This window comes from Candidatus Saccharimonadia bacterium, from assembly GCA_035544015.1.
GTDB lineage: Bacteria > Patescibacteriota > Saccharimonadia > UBA4664 > UBA4664 > UBA5169.
In genome coordinates this window covers 1-1,322 of sequence record DATKIP010000039.1, presented here as the reverse complement: position 1 = coordinate 1,322, position 1,322 = coordinate 1, and the positions used below count along the sequence as shown (strand labels likewise).

1 protein-coding gene is annotated in these 1,322 nt (G+C 60.1%); it reads right to left on the bottom strand.

The genetic code is table 11. The features are described 5' to 3' along the window. Window positions 1–921, bottom strand: a protein-coding gene (locus VMT30_02595) for an IS630 family transposase (GenBank protein HVQ43830.1) whose coding sequence is annotated in 2 segments (ribosomal slippage) — window positions 1–581 and window positions 583–921 — 920 coding nt annotated over the 2 segments. Because the reading frame shifts where the segments join, the coding sequence is not laid out codon by codon here. This gene is flagged as partial in the annotation. Between the last annotated feature and the right edge of the window lie 401 nt (window positions 922–1,322).

The following is a 1,322-nucleotide window of genomic DNA, read 5'->3' as shown; positions in this document are numbered from 1 at the left end:
CGAAAGTAGTTGGCGCACTCCTCTGGCGCAAACTTCCTTACGAGCTTGCCGATGAGTTTTAGCAGTGTCTGCACGGTACGTGCCGCACCCTTGCGCAGCGCCGCCTTCAGCTTCGAGAATGCTTGCTCGATTGGGTTGAGGTCGGGCGAGTACGCAGGAAGATAGCGCACCTTCGCACCGGCCGCCTCGATTGCCTCACGCACGCAATCGATCTTGTGGGTGCGGAGGTTGTCCATGAAGACGATGTCGCCTTTGTACAATGTTGGCACAAGCACCTGCTCGACATAGGTGAGGAATGACGGTCCATCCATCGCACCGTCGATGACATAGGGCGCCGTGAGGCCATCGATGCGAAGCGCGGCCACGAGCGTCAGTGTCTTCCAATGGCCGTGCGGCACGCCGGCGACCAAGCGCTCCCCTCGAAGAGAGCGACCGTAGTGGCGAACCATCTTGGTCGTCACGGCGGTCTCGTCGATGAATACCAAGCGCGGCGCATCGAGCTTGGGCTGCTCGGCCTTCAGTGCGGCGCGCTCGGCCGCAACGTCAGGGCGATCCTGCTCGGCGGCGTGCAGAGTTTTTTTTGAAGGTGATGTGATGACGCTCGTAGAAGCGCCAGATCGAGCCGATCCCGGCTTTCTGCTTCTTCACCGAACGCAACCGCGCACGGATCTCCTGGAGTGTCAGGTCCGGCTCGGCGCCGACGAGATCGAGCAACCACTGTTTGTGCTTCTCGAGCGGCGATCGGCAGTGGCCGGTCCCGGGCTTTGCATCGACGGATCCTGTGGTCCTCCATCGATCGATCCAGCGGATCGCAGTCGAGGCGCCAACGTTGAGCAGGCGCGCCGCCTCCCGCGCACTCTCGCCACACTCCACCATCGAGACTGCCCTCACTCTGAGGTCTTTCGAATATCCCTTCGCCATCGCGGACCCCGCCGTTGTCGTCGAAGGTATCCGAATCTGATTTGCGCAACCGTGGGAATCCCCCTGTAACCGTTTTGATTCACATCAAGCGGAAACCGCTCTAGCGTCCCCTCGCGTACGCCTAACGTGTCTGGCCCGTCCCGGTCATTCATTGCGGATGGCTCAACGCTTGGTAAAGCGACTTCCGCAGACCAGGGTGCCGGCGGGATCACGAGGCTACAATTAGGATTCGCGGTGAAATGTGTGAACTTGCGTGCACTGGTCGATTCGGGGCGTTGGCCGCGAGCGAACGTTCGTTGGAAGACAGAGGTAAGGTGAAGATGTCGACTTCGAATAGCCTGTACGAGAGTCGAAATGAAACGCGAATGAGTGCCAAGCCGTTGGAAACAGCTTCTTTGGCG